Origin of the sequence: Paenibacillus sp. YN15, assembly GCF_003285005.1 — a bacterium.
Taxonomy (GTDB): Bacteria; Bacillota; Bacilli; order Paenibacillales; family NBRC-103111; genus Paenibacillus_AR.
Map to the genome: position 1 here is coordinate 88134 of NZ_QMFA01000021.1, position 14690 is coordinate 102823.

General features: G+C 56.3%; 14 protein-coding genes. 8 read left to right on the top strand and 6 right to left on the bottom strand.

Annotated features, from left to right (window positions below):
* The first annotated feature begins 6 nt into the window (after window positions 1-6).
* The 4 genes from greA to DQG13_RS17380 all read left to right on the top strand — a co-directional run bounded on the left by greA (window position 7) and on the right by DQG13_RS17380 (window position 4483).
* Window positions 7-486 carry a transcription elongation factor GreA gene (greA, locus tag DQG13_RS17365; protein ID WP_113021075.1) on the top strand — a complete coding sequence of 160 codons (480 nt, stop codon included), beginning with the start codon at window positions 7-9 and terminating at the stop codon, window positions 484-486.
* Window positions 487-653: 167 nt separating this feature from the next.
* Window positions 654-2042: an MATE family efflux transporter gene (locus DQG13_RS17370; RefSeq protein WP_258525724.1), complete on the top strand. Its 1389-nt coding sequence runs from the start codon at window positions 654-656 to the stop codon at window positions 2040-2042.
* A 74-nt stretch (window positions 2043-2116) separates the two neighbouring features.
* The gene (locus tag DQG13_RS17375; RefSeq protein WP_181592814.1) at window positions 2117-3013 is read left to right on the top strand and encodes a C40 family peptidase; all 897 of its coding nucleotides are present in this window, start codon (window positions 2117-2119) and stop codon (window positions 3011-3013) included.
* A gap of 228 nt (window positions 3014-3241) precedes the next feature.
* Entirely contained in the window at window positions 3242-4483 is a 1242-nt protein-coding gene (locus DQG13_RS17380) for a cellulase-like family protein (RefSeq protein ID WP_113021076.1), read from the top strand.
* 80 nt (window positions 4484-4563) lie between these two features.
* Here the strand turns inward: DQG13_RS17380 and hflC are convergent, their stop codons facing one another.
* Entirely contained in the window at window positions 4564-5427 is an 864-nt protein-coding gene (hflC, locus tag DQG13_RS17385) for a protease modulator HflC (RefSeq protein ID WP_113021051.1), read from the bottom strand.
* Window positions 5424-6449, bottom strand: a complete 1026-nt coding sequence (hflK, locus tag DQG13_RS17390) for an FtsH protease activity modulator HflK (protein WP_113021052.1) — start codon at window positions 6447-6449, stop codon at window positions 5424-5426. The genes hflC and hflK overlap by 4 nt, the downstream gene beginning before the upstream one ends.
* Window positions 6450-6564: 115 nt before the next feature.
* On the opposite strand from hflK, the gene DQG13_RS17395 reads away from it, so the two are divergent.
* Together DQG13_RS17395 and DQG13_RS17400 are read left to right on the top strand one after the other, a co-directional pair.
* Complete coding sequence (locus DQG13_RS17395) at window positions 6565-7908, top strand: MFS transporter (protein ID WP_113021053.1); 1344 nt, start codon at window positions 6565-6567, stop codon at window positions 7906-7908.
* A 70-nt stretch (window positions 7909-7978) separates the two neighbouring features.
* Window positions 7979-8749 carry an SDR family NAD(P)-dependent oxidoreductase gene (locus DQG13_RS17400; protein ID WP_113021054.1) on the top strand — a complete coding sequence of 257 codons (771 nt, stop codon included), beginning with the start codon at window positions 7979-7981 and terminating at the stop codon, window positions 8747-8749.
* A gap of 60 nt (window positions 8750-8809) precedes the next feature.
* Here DQG13_RS17400 and DQG13_RS17405 read toward each other — a convergent pair whose 3' ends face one another.
* Together DQG13_RS17405 and DQG13_RS17410 are read right to left on the bottom strand one after the other, a co-directional pair.
* Window positions 8810-9220: an Hsp20/alpha crystallin family protein gene (locus tag DQG13_RS17405; RefSeq protein ID WP_113021055.1), complete on the bottom strand. Its 411-nt coding sequence runs from the start codon at window positions 9218-9220 to the stop codon at window positions 8810-8812.
* 418 nt (window positions 9221-9638) lie between these two features.
* Complete coding sequence (locus DQG13_RS17410) at window positions 9639-10241, bottom strand: biotin transporter BioY (protein ID WP_113021056.1); 603 nt, start codon at window positions 10239-10241, stop codon at window positions 9639-9641.
* Window positions 10242-10352: 111 nt separating this feature from the next.
* Between DQG13_RS17410 and DQG13_RS17415 the strand changes: the two genes are divergently transcribed.
* Window positions 10353-11171: an ATP-binding cassette domain-containing protein gene (locus DQG13_RS17415; RefSeq protein WP_113021057.1), complete on the top strand. Its 819-nt coding sequence runs from the start codon at window positions 10353-10355 to the stop codon at window positions 11169-11171.
* Complete coding sequence (locus DQG13_RS17420; protein ID WP_181592815.1) at window positions 11168-12904, top strand: ATP-binding cassette domain-containing protein; 1737 nt, start codon at window positions 11168-11170, stop codon at window positions 12902-12904. Before DQG13_RS17415 ends, DQG13_RS17420 begins: the two co-directional genes overlap by 4 nt.
* A gap of 14 nt (window positions 12905-12918) precedes the next feature.
* On the opposite strand, the gene DQG13_RS17425 is transcribed toward DQG13_RS17420, so the two are convergent.
* Window positions 12919-13143 carry a hypothetical protein gene (locus tag DQG13_RS17425; RefSeq protein WP_113021059.1) on the bottom strand — a complete coding sequence of 75 codons (225 nt, stop codon included), beginning with the start codon at window positions 13141-13143 and terminating at the stop codon, window positions 12919-12921.
* Window positions 13144-13523: 380 nt separating this feature from the next.
* Window positions 13524-14633 carry a metallophosphoesterase gene (locus DQG13_RS17430; RefSeq protein ID WP_113021060.1) on the bottom strand — a complete coding sequence of 370 codons (1110 nt, stop codon included), beginning with the start codon at window positions 14631-14633 and terminating at the stop codon, window positions 13524-13526.
* Between the last annotated feature and the right edge of the window lie 57 nt (window positions 14634-14690).

The following is a 14690-nucleotide window of genomic DNA, read 5'->3' on the forward strand; positions in this document are numbered from 1 at the left end:
GGACAGATGGCAGACGAAGAAGTTCTGTTGACCAAAGAGGGCCTCCAAAAGCTGGAGGATGAATTAAGAGAATTGAAGACTGTAAAACGCAGGGAAATGGCCACCCGGCTGAAGGTTGCCATCAGCTACGGCGATCTGCGGGAGAACAGCGAGTATCATTCCGCCAAGGAAGAGCAAGGCTTCATGGAGACGCGGATCAAGGTACTGGAGAAAATGCTCACCAATGTGAAGCTGGTGGATGAGTCCTCGGCGGATACCTCCACTGTCAGCGTGGGTTCAACGGTCACACTGAATGATATCGAGTTTGCCGAGCATGTGGAATACACCATTGTAGGTCCGGCGGAATCCGATGTGACCGCCAACAAGATTTCCTACGAATCCCCTATGGGCAAGGAGCTGCTGGGCAAAAAGGTGGGGGATATCATCAATGTGGAAGCGCCTATGGGCACGCTGAAATATGAGGTGCTGGGCATCAAGTTTGTGTAGGATTACATATCGAATTTTCGGGGCAGCCGTTGCAGAAAACGGTTGCCTTTTTCTTTTGCCAATCCCATCGGAAAATACGTTCAACCCATTAAAAAGAGTTATCATTTTCCTGTAGTATGCAGAACGCTTTCAATGATACGATTCCCGTGTTTGCGATAGCGAGATTGATGAAGCGGGTGATGGTAATGGGCTCCACCAAGGAATTTCACTTATTTAAACTGACATGGCCGATTTTTCTGGAAATCTCCCTGTTTATGCTGCTGGGCATTGCCGATACGTTTATGCTCAGCGCCATATCCGATAAAGCGGTAGCGGGAGTAGGGGCGGCCAACAACTATTTGCACATTGCCATCCTGGTGCTGGAGGTTATCGGCAACGGCGCATCCATTGTGGTGTCGCAATTTTTGGGCTCGCGCCAGCCCCGTGAGGCGGCCAAGATATCCGCTCTTGCGGTGACGCTTAATACGCTGATCGGCATTGTCATCAGCGCCTTGTTCCTCTTGTTCAACGGGTCGCTGCTCCGCACCCTGAATCTGACCGGGGAAATTTATACCTATGCGCAAAGCTACCTGTCCATTGTGGGCGGCGCCATCTTCCTGCAGGCGATCATTAATTCCCTGTCGGCCATTATTCGGGTGCACGGCTTCACTAAGCAGGCCATGCTGGTATCCTTGGGGATGAACATAGTCCACATTTTCTTCAACTATGCCTTTATTTTCGGCAACTTGGGATTTCCCGAGCTGGGTGTTCAGGGGGCAGCGGTTTCCACTGTGCTCAGCAGAACCCTGGCGCTTGTTACCTTCCTGTGGCTGCTTTACAAGGTTACCGAGGTCAAGCCGGAATGGATAGATTACATCCGTTTGTCCAAGGAGCGGATTGTGAAGATTCTCAAAATCGGCATTCCTTCCGCTTTTGAGCAGATCATGTATCAGGCCTGCCAAATGACCTTCCTGTTCTATGTGACCTTCCTGGGGGAAACCTCCATGGCCGCCCGGCAGTATGCCGCCAATATTTCCATGTTTATCTATCTGTTCGCCATTGCCATCGGCATGGGGACTTCCATTATTGTGGGGCGGCTGGTGGGTGCGGAACGCCAGGATCAGGCGTATTCCCGGGTGTGGAGCAGCCTGCGCTGGGCGGAAGGGGCAACCTGCGCCATGCTGGTGCTGATTGTCGCTATACGGGTGCCGCTGATGGGGCTGTTCTCCGATGATCCGGAGGTTATCCGCCTGGGCGCGCAGCTTCTGCTGCTGGGCATTATCCTGGAAACCGGGCGGACGCTGAACATTGTGGTCATCAACTCCCTGCGGGCTGCCGGAGACGCCAAATATCCCCTGTGGATCGGCATCTTCTCCATGGTTTGCATGAGCCTGCCCTTGGGATATTTCCTGGTGTTTGTTCTGGATCTGGGAGTAGCCGGAGTATGGCTGGCCATTGCCGCGGACGAATGGACCCGGGCCGTGATTATGATTTATCGGTGGAAAAGCAGACGCTGGGAACGCTACAGCCTGGTCCATCAGCCGGGTACAGACGCTGCCCCTGCAGAAGCCCTGTAAAATTATACCTTACCAATATTTATTCAATGCATAATCTTCCTCCGGAGGCTACAATTGTACCAGGAGGAGATGTAATGAAGAAAACTTTGATATCTTTGACAACTGCAGCAGTTCTCACATTGTCGATCTCATCTTCGGCCCTGGCCGCACAGGGTGTGGTGGAGAAGGGCGTCAATTTCCGCACCGCACCGTCCACATCCAGCTCCATTATCGGTTTGGTTAAAGCAGGCACCACCTTTGAAGTTCTCGACAAGGTCAATTCGTACTGGGTCAAGGCCAATGTCAACGGCCAAGTGGGATACCTCTCCACAAATTATGTGAAGCTGGATTCCAGCTCGCCGGAGAGTCCCGCAGCCGGAGCGGGAGTTGTGGAGCGAGGCGTCAACTTCCGGACAGGCCCTTCCACCTCAAGCTCCATCATCACCCTGGTCAAGGCGGGCACCGCATTCCAGGTGGTGGAGAAGGTCAACTCCTATTGGGTGAAGGTCAACATCAATGGCCAAATCGGCTATCTATCCACCGATTACGTCAGGCTGGGGGACACGGGATCATCCAATCCGGCGCCTGCACCGGCACCTTCCGAGGGAGCCTCAGTCCTTGCCGACAGGATTATCCACCACGCCAATAATTTAATCGGTGTCACCAAGTACAAATACGGCTCCAATCTTCCGCCGACTCAGCTGGATTGCTCATCCTTCACCAAATATGTATTCGGCATCGAAGGCGTAACCTTGAAGTGGGGCACGAAATATCAGCAAAGCGCAGGCACGGCGGTATCACGAAGCAATTTGCAAAGAGGCGATCTGGTCTTTTTCTGGACAAGCACCTCCGGCGTCATCAACCACGTGGGCATTTACATAGGAGACGGCAAAATCATACATAATACACCCTCCTTGAACGGCGTCGGCATATCCTCCATCACCTCCGGGTATTGGGATACCCATTACGTATCCGCCCGCAGGGTGCTGTAAGCGCAAAAACCGGACTTTTTCCATACGAATCCCCAAGGGCCTTCCAGCGAGGGCCCTCTTTTTCATTTGCGGATCAATCCACACATCCTCCATCATAAGACGTTCTTCCTCCATTGCGCCGCCAAGCCGCGGAAGGTACCATGAGGATAACGATACTTGTCCAAAAGGTGTGAAGACGACGTGAATGCAACCATTCCCGGCCATTTGCCGAAGAGACTGACCATTACCATGTGGGATTTTTCCTGGTACACCATGACCATGCCCGGCGAGCCTTATTACGATCTGGAGGCCCGCTTCCAGGAGGCGGTTGAGCGGGGGTACAATACTATCCGCATCTGCGCCATGCCGTATCTGTTGTTTACGGAGGAGGGACCCAGACCGGGCAAGCTTGCCTTCGGCAATCTGGGCCAGGTAGGAGTGCGGACCCGCTGGTACAACTGCAAGGGCGGAGCGGAGCTGGACGGCGTGTCCCATCTGCTGGAGCTGTTCCGGCTGGCGGAGAAGTACAATTGCTTTATTATCCTGTCCTCCTGGGAGTACCAGCAAAGCCCCAGCTTTCTGCAAACAAGGGAGCTCTTCGACGAACTGCTGGCCATTGCTCCGGAGAAGCGTTTTATGGCCATCGCCCGGTCCATGAGCCGGCTGATCGCTGCGGTCAAGGAGGCTGGGTTTGGCGGACGGATCGCTTACGCAGAGCTGCATAATGAGCTGGAATTCGGCCGGATGACTCAGGTGGCCTTGGATGCGGGGATTCCCGAGGGCAACGCTCCCAAAACCATCGCGTACATGAAGCCTTTCGTGGAAGAGGCTTTGGCCTATCTCCGGAAGGGCCATCCGGATATTCTGATTACCGGCTGTTATACCCTTAACCAGGCGTACCCCAAGGAGCATGTGGCGGACAATGAGCAGGTAGCCCATTTTCACCTTTATCTGAATGGGGTGCTCCAGGAGCTGACCGATGCGGTGGAGCTGCACCGTGCAGACCAGCCCTTTCCCAATCCGGCAGCAGCCGCTCTGCTCCGGGACGGCGCGCCGCCGTTCTCCCAATATACCTTGCCGGACGGGGAGGAGTGGCGGCTGCTGGGCAATCCTGTAGGCTTGAAGCTCCTGTACCTCCACGACTGGTGCGATCCGGTCAAGTGGGACTTGTTCCTGTATGACCGGTACGGTGCTCACCGGATCGCCATGCGGGAGAAGATTGACCAGCGGCTGGAGGAAGCGGCGGAATGGGCCGAACGCAAGGGGCTGCCTATGGTCATCGGAGAGGGCTACGTGGGCTATACTCCCTGGCAAACCAACTTCGAGGAGGGGCCGGTGGGCAAGGATATTGCCGAATATGCCATCAAGAAGGGGATAGCGTTGGGCTTCTGGGGCATGATTCTATGCTCCAACTGTGCGCCCCATCATCCTTTTTGGCAGGATAAGGCATGGCAGCAGAAGTGGAACCGGTTCATTTTGGAAGCAGAGTGAAAGGGTAAGCAGAAAAAAGAAAGAAGCCGGACAGAGCATCATTCATGAGCTCCGTCAAGGCTTCTTCTTTATGCTGGGCATTATTGGCCCAGCAGGATGCGGGTATACGGGGAATCGATGGGAAGCAGGATCACAGGCTCGCCCTGGAAGGTGGTCACATAGCTTTCCAGCGTTCTGTACAGCTTGTAGAACTCCGGGTCCTTGCCATACGCATCATTATAGATCCGCGCCGCTTCCTGCTCGCCCTCGGCGATAATTTTCTTGGAGTCGGCCTCCGCCTGGGCAATCAGCTCCTGGGCCTGGCGGTCGGCGTTGGAGGTAATCTTCTTGGATTCTTCATCACCCTCGGACAGGTATCCAGCGGCAATGGATTCCCGGTCGGAAATCATCCGCTTGTAGACACTTTCCTTATTCTCCTCCGGCAGATCCGTCCGCTTGATCCGGACATCGATGATTTCAATGCCGTAATTTTGCCGGGCGACGATATTGGAAACCTCCTTGGTGATATCATCATTCAGGTTGCCGCGGGAGGAATCCTCGCTGATAATGCTGCCGTAATCGATTTCGGAGAGCTTGCGGCGCACGGTGTTGTAAACCGCGTCTCCAATGCGGCTTTCTGCAGTGGTGACGGTTTTCAGCGTTTGCAGGAAGCTCCGCGAATTGTTGATCCGCCAAACGGTATAATTGTCCACGATAATCGGCTTCTTATCCTTGGTCATAATCGTGGTGGGCTGGCTGTCGCTGACCTTCTGGTATTTGGGCAGGGTGGAGACTGTTTCAATAAACGGAATCTTGAGCTTGATCCCGGGATTTTCATGGATGCGAACCGCTTCGCCGAATTTCAGCACAACCTTGTATTCATTTTCCTTCACAATGAAAAGGGAGCCTGCAACCAGAATAATAAGCACCAATGCTCCGACTATAATGCTGATCCAACGTTTCATCGGTTGCCACCTCCTTGAGTTGCCGCAGTACCGCCGGTTCCTGTTGTCGAGCTTCTCAGGAGATCGTTAAGCGGAAGGTAATTCACGGTATTGCCGCTTCCTTCGGTGATGATGACCTTGGCCTTGGGGAGAATCTTCTCCAGGGTTTCCAGGGTTAGCCGGTTGCTGGTTACGTTGGGGCTTTTCACATATTCTGCATAAACGGCATTGAATTTGGAAACATCGCCCTGGGCGTTCAAAATCCGGGACTGCTTTTCGCCTTCGGCTCTTTCGATCAGCGCTTGGGCTTCGCCGCGGGCTTTGGGGAGGCGGTCATTCACATACTTCTGCGCCTCATTAATCTTCGTGTTCTTTTCCTCCCGGGCATTGGTGACGGCTTTAAAGGCCGTTTGCACCTGTCCTTCCGGAGGCTCGATATCCTGGAACTTCAGGTCGATGATATGAATGCCGGTGTTGTACTGGTTCATCAGCTCTTCCAGCTTGGATTTCACGTCGGTTTGAATCACCGTTTTGCCCTCTGTAATGGCATAATCCAGCTTGGTGGAGCCGATGACCGAGCGGATGGAGGCAATGGCCGAGTTCCGCAGGAAATGCTCCGGGTTCTCAATATTGTACAGATACTTGTGCAGGTCGGAGACCCGCCATTCCACTACCGCGTCCGCCGAGACGATATTCTCGTCTCCGGTAATCATCAGCGCTTCCTCTTCAACCGGATTGGCCTTGCCGTTGACCTCCCGGTAGCCGATGTGAATCTTCTGGGTCAGCTTGGCAGGAACAATCACCACTTGCTGAATGGGATAAGGAAGCTTAAAATGAAGTCCTGAGCTTTCCTGTGTTGTTGTATATTTCCCGAAAGTCATGATGGCTGCCTGTTCTTCCTCCTGCACCGTGTAGACGCTGCTCCAGGCCAGGCCGACAATTGCCACAACGGCAACGCCAAATACGATTTTTTTCACCGTATTTTTGGGAAACTGGGGAAGCTTTACGGTGTTTCCGTCTTTGCCGCCTTGATAAACCTCCAAATACGCCACTCCCTTTCCACGCTGTTCTTTGGTTGCTGAAGGGTATTACGGGAAAACCCCTGCATGCGTTTCAAAAAAATGAAATAAAATTGTCACAAAGGAGCATTCTTCATCCATGTCAAACCGTCAAAACCGTTGGCCGGTGATGGCCAGTATTGTGCTGGCTATGCTGGTATCCTCCATGGACACGACCATTATCAACACCACCATGCCGGTGGTAGCCGATGAGCTGGGAGGCAAGGCGCTCTATGCCTGGACCTTCGCCGCCTACATGATTTTCTCCACTGTGGCTGCGCCCATTGCCGGGAGACTGTCCGATTTGTTCGGACGCAAGAAGGTCTTCGGCTTCGGCATCATCTTCTTTATGCTGGGTTCTTTGCTGTGCGGTTATTCGGGCAGCATGGTTCAATTGGTGCTTTTCCGCGCTGTCCAGGGATTGGGAGCGGGGGTCATGATGCCGTTTCCCAATATTATTGCCGGCGACCTGTTCTCGATTGAGCAGCGGGGTAAAATTCAAGCCTTTTTCTCCGCCATGTGGGGATTATCCGCTGTGCTGGCGCCGCTCTTGGGCGGCTTGTTCGTAGAATATCTGTCCTGGAGGTGGATTTTCTATGTGAACGCGCCTTTGTGCATCATTTCCCTGCTGCTTCTGCTGCCGTACCGGGAGGTCTATGAGCCGAAGCCGGCCAAGGTGGATGGGGGAGGCGCCTTATTGTTCTCCGCCGGTATAAGCCTGCTGCTGCTGACAACGGTGGTGGAATCGGACTATCTGCTGTACGCGGCGGGGGGTGTGCTGCTGGTCGCGGTTTTTGTCCTGTATGAAAAGCGGCATCCCGCTCCCATTGTTCCCTTGGATCTCCTGCGCCATCCCAATGTGGCCTGGATGAATGTAAATTCGGTCCTGGCCTGTGCCGCCTTGTTCGGCACCTCCAGCTTTCTGCCGCTGTTTCTTCAGGCCAAGGGCTATTCCATTACCTGGAGCGGAATGCCGCTTCTGGGCCACTCTTTGGGATGGATGGCGGTGGCCGTGTTCGCCGGAAAGTGGATTCTCCGGTACGGCTACCGGCGGATGCTGATGATAGGCAACACCATATTGGCCGCCTCGGGCCTTATGTTTGCCTTTTTGGGAGAGGATAGGGGGATTGTGTACGCCACCGGCGCCATGGTTATCCAGGGGGTGGCCTTCGGGCTGATTGTCACGGTCTCCATTATCGGGTCGCAGCAGCTGGTGGGCGCGCACCAGAAGGGGATCTCCACCTCGCTGCAGATGTTCGCCCGCAATATTGGAACAGCGGTAGGGGTAACTATCATGGGCTCGCTGCTGAACCACGCCTCTGACGTATTTGCAGGCATAGAGCATTTATTCCTGTACGGCTTTCTGATGAGCCTGGCTGCCCTTCTTTCAACCTTTATGCTGCGAAAAGAAGGCGTTGTTGCCGGTGAGGTTATCGCCCAATAGGAGTGTCCCGGAGCCGTAAATGAGAGGGCATCTTGTTTAAAACTAATATACGCTTGGGAGGAATGTCATTATGTTATTGCCATCATTCGGACTAGAAGGAAAAACGGCGCTGGTCACCGGCGCGGGCAAGGGAATCGGACGGGCTCTTGCCCTGGGATTGGCGGAGGCCGGGGCGGATGTGGCCCTGACAGCCCGGACGGAGTCGGATCTGGAGGAAACGGCGGCCGAGATTCGGCGGACAGGCCGCAAGGCCTATATCTGCCAAGCCGATGTAACCAGCCGGGAGCAGGTGGAGGCGGCTGTTTCCAAGGCAGTGGGGGAAGCGGGACGGCTGGACATTCTGGTGAACAATGCCGGCATGAACATCCGGACGCCTGCCCTTGAGGTCACCGATGAGGAATGGGAAACCATCGTGCAGACCAATCTGAAATCCGCCTTTATGATGTCCCAATGCGCGGGACGGCATATGAAGGAGGCAGGCGGAGGGCGGATTGTGAATGTAGCATCTGTAGCAGGGCATATGGCGCTCCGGACCGGGGTGGTGTACGGCTCCACCAAAGCCGCGCTGATCCAGATGACGAAGATTCTGGCCTTGGAATGGGGCAAGCACAATATTCTGGTAAACGCCATCGGGCCATGGTATTTCAAGACGCCCCTGACGGAGAAGCTGCTGCAAAACGAGGAGTTCGTCGCCGAGGTGCTCTCCCGCACTCCCCTGAAGCGGATCGGGGAGCTGCGCGATCTGGTGGGGCCGGTGGTTTTCCTCTCCTCGGAGGCATCGGGCTACATCACGGGTCAAACCTTGTTTGTTGACGGGGGTATGACCATCTACGGCTTCTAACGCGGGTTACATGACAAGACCGTCCAAGCCCAGGGGCATGGGACGGTCTTGTTTGCGCTTCTAAAGATCGAACCAACCACCTGCGGGCAGCTCCTTCCGCTTCAGGAATGTGGCGATCAGCACCTCTCCTTCTTTGCGGGAGCTGTAGGGCTTCGCTTCCACCGGCACGGGCAGCCGCACCGCCTTCACGAATTCATCCGCCCGAAATTCCGCCATTTCGTAGCCCAGATCATCCTTGGCCAGGGTTTCCACCTCGTACTTGCCCCGGATGAATACCCGGTCCCCCAGCACCTTCACCGACCAGCGCCGCACCTTCTGCTCGGGCATGGGGCTGACGACTACCTTGACGTAGCGGTCAGTCTCATAAATTCTCACATGCGGCTCGGGGCCGCGGAAATCGTCCAGCGCTTTTTTGACCTGCTGCGAGGTTTTGGCTACCTGTCTGAACAGCTTCTCCCAATCCTCCCACATAACGCGTACCTCCTGTAAGTTTTTGCTGATGCTACAGGATATGTGGGGTAGGCGCCTATGGTTAATGGCAGAAGGGAGGATATTCCCGGGGGATAACTATCTCCGCGGACAGTTGACGGACTGTGGTGCTATGCTCCTGGCAGGTTGGCAGCTGTGGTGATATCCCCGTAGCGGGTTGGCGACTGTGTTGCGATCCTCATGGCAGGTTGGCGGACCGAGGTTCCGTTATTTTGCTAAAAAGAGCCTTTCTGGAGGCGCAGCGGACACAGAATCCGTTATGAGCGGTAAAAATGCCGGTTCAGAGTCATTTGGGAGCACATAACGGATCGTCTGTCCGCGAAAATCCGGAAAAGGACCAAATGAAGAAAATAACGGAACGTCGGTCCTTTTCGTTGGCTGCACGACGCAGCAAGGATGGCTATTTGGCGATCGTGGTTTCCGCGCCGGAATAGCCGCTCTGTCCGGTGATCCGCTCCAGCGGGAACACCTGGCGCACGGCGGCGGCGACCACTCCCGCCAGCACCGCCTTGACGGCGTCACCCGGCAGGTAGGGGTAGCAGCCTGCGGCCATCGCTTTGGCGAAGGAGTAGTTGGCCGCATGAGCCAGCCACGGCACGCCGGTTACATACAGCAGGAGGGAGCCGAACAGCTCCGCGGCGGCGATCAAGGCTACGGTAGTCCACAGGCGGCTTCCTCTCACGTAACGGGAAACCAGGCCGATCAGAAAGGCGGCAACCGGAAACATCCACACGAAGCCCCCGGTTGGCCCGGTGAGCAGCGCCAGACCGCCGCGGCCGTCTATAATAGGCAGCCCCAGCACGGACAGGGCAATAACCAGGGCAATGCTGCCAAAGCCGTATACCGGGCCAAGGATGGCGCCGGCCAGCATCACCACGAAATTCTCCATGGAGATGGGAACGGGGGAAAAGCCCAGATGCAGGTTCAAATAGCTGGACAGAACAAAAAGTGCGCTGAATGCGGTCATAAATACCAAGCCTTTAGTGGAAAAAGAAAAGGGCATTGCCAAACCTCCTTTGATTTGTTAACCTAATTTCACGGTGATAGGTTAACAATTGGCTGATGGCATTGTAACATGTCCATTGGCATTTGAACAGGCGGGCGGTGAAAAAATTTGGGAAATTCTCTAATCGAGCTGCGGGAGGTAAGCGTCTGCCTGCCGGGCAGGGAAGAGCCGGTGCTGCATCGGATAACCGGCGCAGTCCGCGAAGGGGAATGGCTGACAATAGCCGGCAGGAACGGCAGCGGCAAGAGTGTGCTCGGGCGGCTCTTGGCCGGGCTGGACGGGCGTTATTCGGGGGAAATCGGCCGCTCCGCCAAGGGCGCTTCCATCCGCCTGGTGATGCAAAATCCGGAGGCGCAGCTTATTGGTGAAACGGTGGAGGAGGATATGCGGTTTGGCATGGAATGCGCCGGAATCCCTCCGGAGGAGATGGAGCTGCGGATGCGGGAAGCCTTGACGGCGGCCGGCCTTGACGGGCTGGAGACATGCCCGGTGAAGGGCCTGTCAGGGGGGCAAAAGCAGCAGCTGGCCATCGCCGGGGCGCTGGCTGTGCGGCCAGCCGTCCTGATTGCCGACGAAGCCACCTCCATGCTGGACCCGGAGGCCCGCCACCGGCTCCTGGCTTTGCTGAAGGCGCTGCAAAGCCGGGGAATGACGGTGGTCCACATTACCCAGCTGCTGGAGGAGGCGGCCTATGCCGGACGGATTTGGGCTTTGGATGGGGGGAGCGTGGTTTTTAGCGGCTCGCCGGAGGATTTCTTCTATGGCAGCGTATGCTCCGAGTCCGGGGAGAGACGCTCCCCTTGCAGAGCGGCCGGACTGCAGCCGCCCCTTGCGGTAGCGGTTGCGGAGCAGCTGAAGTCCAGGAACCTGCTGGCGGACCGGTTCCCCCTGTCGCCTGAAGCGTTGGAGAAGGCGGTATGGGCATGAACGAACGGTATATGCGACATGTGACGGTCCGGGAAGGGAACGGGCACAAGCAAGAGCAATTCCATTGCTCCTTTGCCGCCGGGGAGCTTACCTTGGTGGCCGGCTGCACCGGCTCGGGGAAATCGACCCTGCTCCAGCTGCTGGCGGGGATCGAGCTGCCCAGGTCCGGCGTGATCGGCGAGGAGAAGGGGGAGGGGAAGGAGCGCCATCCGCTGCCCCGAAAAGCGCTGCTGACCTCCTCCTGTTACGTGCATCAGAATCCGGAGCAGATGTTTTTCCTGCCCACTGTGCGGGATGAAATCCTGTACAGCCTCAAAAAGCGCAGGCTCCCCGAGGAGGTGCGCCGGGAGCGGCTGGTTTGGGCCTCCGCCCGCTGCGGCGTCGCTCTGGAGCTGTGGGGGCGCTCCGCCTTTACCCTCTCCGGCGGCGAGAAGCGCCGGACCGCCCTGGCGGCAGCGGCGGCGCTGCGCCCGCCCTGGCTGCTCCTGGACGAGCCGACGGCAGGGCTTGATCCGGCGATGGCGGCAAGCTTGGCTGCGGAAATGGCGGCGTGGAAGCAGGAGCAGGGCAGAGCAGGGGGAGGAATTGTCGTTGCCTCCCATGAGCTGGATCTGTTTCTGCCCCTGGCCGACCGGGTGGTGCTGCTGAGGAACGGCGCTTCCCTGGGCCAATGGAGCCCCCGGGAGCTTATCGCCGATCCTTCGCCGCTGATTGCGGCAGGTCTCGGAGTGCCGGACTGCATCCGGCTGGCAGCCTTGGCGGGAACGGCTTCCGCATCGGCGGAGGCCATCGCTTCCTCCCTGGCGGCGCGGCTGGAGGCACCGCCCTATGCAAGGGGCGCCGGGCAGAAGGCGGAAGCCGCCGAACGGCCCACGGGCCCCACAGGCTCCGCAGCCGCTATCCCTTCGCCAACAGCCTTCCCCGAAGCCGAAGCCGCTGACCGGAACCCGGGAACGCAGGCAGCGAAGCTTGCCCGGTTAACCGCGCTGGACCCCAGAGCCAAGTGGCTGCTCTACGCTTTGTTCAGCCTGAGTCTGCTCATCAAGCCGCATTGGGGAGTTACCGCCTCGGGAGCTCTTGCCGCAGCCGCGCTGGGAACGGCTGCCGGTATTCCCGCCAAACGCTGGCTTAAGCCGGTTCTGGCCTTCGCCGGTTTTATTGCGGCAGCGTTTGCCATCTCGGGTGTACAGCTGTCCTTTGGCCAAGTCCAGGGAGCTCCGCTGCGCTTGGGATTTTCCTGGGAGCAAGGGGGGATTACGCTGCAGCGGCTGACTCCCTTGCTGCCGATGCTGGCCGGCGGAGTCCTGTTCAACGCCCTTACCCCGCCATTGTCCATCCAAAAGGGACTGCAGGAGCTGCTCCGGCGCATTCCCGGCATCCGGCGGGGGGCGGAAACCGCCGGGCTGGCGGTGGCTCTTCTGTTCCGGTTTATCCGCTACCTGCCCGGCGAGCTGGCGCGGATGGCGCTTACGGCTTCTGTCCGCGGGAAGCCCGGAGACAACCCGGGCAAGCTGAAGCTGCGTCAGCTGGCGGCCTTCTTCATTCCGCTGCTGTTGTCCATGCTCCACTATGCCGAGGAGCTTTCCTTCGCCCTGACAGCGCGGGGGTACGGGCGGCCCGGCGCCAAACGCACAAACGCCGTCCCTCTCCGTTGGCGGCGGAGCGATGGGACGGCATGTCTGGCCGGTCTATTGGTCATCGCAGGAATAAACATGCTGCGGCTGTTTTTCTGAAGGGTCTCAAGGAATCAGCAGACTTCCATGTACAGCTTGGTGCCGTCGAAATACTTGAACACAGCCACCTCGCCCACCATTTCAATGGATGCGATTTTCTTCAGCTTCCGGCGGAAGTCCAGATGATATTCCATGGCCTGAAACAGCTTTTCCAAGGATGAAAGAGGGGCGGCCTCTTGATTGAAGAAGGTGACGGGAATGGTGTGTTGCTTAAATTTCAGCACAGCAGGTTTCATCATACATTACCTCTTTCCAGAAAGTTCAAATTGTAAATGTATGTCGGAGCAAGTTGTTCTATGAAACTATCATAAATGAAAAAAGTTAAACGGTTTTCAGAGAGGTATCAAAGTCGCATTATTTTTCCTAACATATTTTTAACGGAATTTGTCTAAATTTCGGGTAAGTGTAAGGCTTCCGCATGAAGAAATAAGGCAAATCTGTGACTGCAGTATTAATGATAATGATTATAATATGATATTCGTAACAAGATGAAAGGGGATCCGGTTCCAAAGTCCCAGACCAAAACAAAACCGCAGGAGAATGTCCGGAAAACGGCATCCTTCTGCGGTTTCAATTATTAACTGCAATTCCTAACAGCTTCTTAATACAATGCGAAATCTTACTGCCCGCCGGTAAACATGATATGCAGCTGCACGATCTCCGCACGGCTGCCCGTCCGGATGGGAGGCCCCCAGAAGCCGTATCCGGAGGACACAACGGAATCAAAATCCCCTTTTATCAGATGGCCCCAGTCATTCTCATAAATTCGCCGGGTGATAAATTGGGCGGGAGCAATCTGGCCCCGGTGCGTATGGCCGGAGACCATGAGATCGATCCCGTTATCCTTGGCAATATCCAACTCATACGGCTGATGGTCCAACAAGATCAGAGGGAGATTCTTATCAGTCCCGCGAAGCAGCTCCTCCAGGGTTGCCCGGTCCCGGTCGGTTTTGTCCTTGCGGCCCACCAGGGTGATCCGGTTGTCCACCACAACAGACTCATCGTAGAGCACACGCATGGCGCTGTCCTCCAAGGCTGTAATCAGCTCATCCATGGCTCCCGGATTGGTATCGTGGTTGCCCAAGGTGGCGTATACCCCGTATTTGGCCTCCACCTGCTTGAGAATGCCGCCAAAGCCCCGCCTGACATAAGCATTCAGATCATCATCGATAATGTCTCCCGGAAACAAAACCAGATCGGGGTTCAGCCGGTTGATTTCCTTCACCATCCGCTCCGCATGGGACCTGCCGGACAGCAAGCCGAAGTGCATATCGGAGGCCATGACCACATTCAGCTGCTCCATCCCTTCCACCGTTTTGGGGATGCGGATGTCGTACTCCCGGATCACCGGATTGTAAGCATTGTACGAGCCGTACACCATGATCCCCACCAAAGCGGCCAGAGTCAGGAGGCCCGCCCATTTCCGGGCGGTCTGCCGGGGCAAAGCCGTCAGCCGGAGCACCAGCAGGGTCAGATGGACAACCGGCAGGATCATCAGCAGGAGAGAAAATACCGCCAGCCAATACGATCCGATTATGCCCAGCACATCGGCTTGGGGGACAAACCGGCCCACGAAAAAAGAAACTGCCAGAAATCCGAGGACTACGGCGTAAACAATCTTGAACCAGCCCGGCACCCTGGGCTTCATCCAGCGCCAGCCGCTAAACCCGATATAAAATACCAAAAGCCCATATACCGCAAGAACTGCCAATCCGATTAGAATAAACATGAATGCCGCTCCTTCTAAATGCTGTTTGCCTAACTTTCATCATACGTCCCCTGTACC

Excerpts from the sequence above, each read along its gene's own strand:
- greA (WP_113021075.1), top strand. The coding sequence starts at position 7 with ATGGCAGACGAAGAAGTTCTGTTGACCAAAGAGGGCCTCCAAAAGCTG.
- DQG13_RS17370 (WP_258525724.1), top strand. The coding sequence starts at position 654 with ATGAAGCGGGTGATGGTAATGGGCTCCACCAAGGAATTTCACTTATTT.
- DQG13_RS17375 (WP_181592814.1), top strand. The coding sequence starts at position 2,117 with ATGAAGAAAACTTTGATATCTTTGACAACTGCAGCAGTTCTCACATTG.
- DQG13_RS17380 (WP_113021076.1), top strand. The coding sequence starts at position 3,242 with ATGTGGGATTTTTCCTGGTACACCATGACCATGCCCGGCGAGCCTTAT.
- hflC (WP_113021051.1), bottom strand. The coding sequence starts at position 5,427 with ATGAAACGTTGGATCAGCATTATAGTCGGAGCATTGGTGCTTATTATT.
- DQG13_RS17395 (WP_113021053.1), top strand. The coding sequence starts at position 6,565 with ATGTCAAACCGTCAAAACCGTTGGCCGGTGATGGCCAGTATTGTGCTG.
- DQG13_RS17400 (WP_113021054.1), top strand. The coding sequence starts at position 7,979 with ATGTTATTGCCATCATTCGGACTAGAAGGAAAAACGGCGCTGGTCACC.
- DQG13_RS17405 (WP_113021055.1), bottom strand. The coding sequence starts at position 9,220 with ATGTGGGAGGATTGGGAGAAGCTGTTCAGACAGGTAGCCAAAACCTCG.
- DQG13_RS17410 (WP_113021056.1), bottom strand. The coding sequence starts at position 10,241 with ATGCCCTTTTCTTTTTCCACTAAAGGCTTGGTATTTATGACCGCATTC.
- DQG13_RS17420 (WP_181592815.1), top strand. The coding sequence starts at position 11,168 with ATGAACGAACGGTATATGCGACATGTGACGGTCCGGGAAGGGAACGGG.
- DQG13_RS17425 (WP_113021059.1), bottom strand. The coding sequence starts at position 13,143 with ATGATGAAACCTGCTGTGCTGAAATTTAAGCAACACACCATTCCCGTC.
- DQG13_RS17430 (WP_113021060.1), bottom strand. The coding sequence starts at position 14,633 with ATGTTTATTCTAATCGGATTGGCAGTTCTTGCGGTATATGGGCTTTTG.